This is a genomic window from Maribellus luteus (assembly GCF_003576475.1).
Classification (GTDB): Bacteria; Bacteroidota; Bacteroidia; order Bacteroidales; family Prolixibacteraceae; genus Draconibacterium; species Draconibacterium luteum.
Genome location: NZ_QWGR01000250.1, coordinates 1 through 534 on the forward strand (window position 1 = coordinate 1; position 534 = coordinate 534).

General features: G+C 61.6%; 1 protein-coding gene. It reads left to right on the plus strand.

The features are described 5' to 3' along the window. The coding region (thrC, locus tag D1614_RS28790) for a threonine synthase (protein WP_119440539.1) at positions 1–534 on the plus strand (534 nt) is incomplete at both ends.

A 534-nucleotide genomic window follows, 5' to 3' on the forward strand; every position in this document is an offset into this window, starting at 1 on the left:
GTCGCCACCTCGGGCGACACCGGCGGCGCCGCCGTCGACGCCTTTGCCGGGCGCGACAATGTCGATCTGATCGTGCTGTTCCCGAACGGCCGTATTTCCGACGTGCAGCGCCGGATGATGACCACGACCGGCGCCTCGAATGTCCACGCGCTCGCGGTGGAAGGTCATTTCGATGACTGCCAGGCCATCGTGAAGGGCCTGTTCAACAATCATAAATTCCGCGATGCCGTCTCGCTCTCGGGCGTCAATTCGATCAACTGGGCGCGGATCGTCGCACAGGTTGTCTATTACTTCACTTCGGCGGTTGCCGTCGGCGCACCCGGTCGCGCCGTCGATTTCACCGTACCGACCGGTAATTTCGGCGATATCTTTGCGGGTTACGTCGCCAAGCGCATGGGCTTGCCGGTGCGCAAGTTGCGCATTGCCGCGAACGTCAACGACATCCTCGACCGCACGCTGAAGACCGGCATCTATGAGGTGCGTGAGGTTCACGCTTCGTCGTCGCCGTCCATGGATATCCAGGTCTCGTCGAAT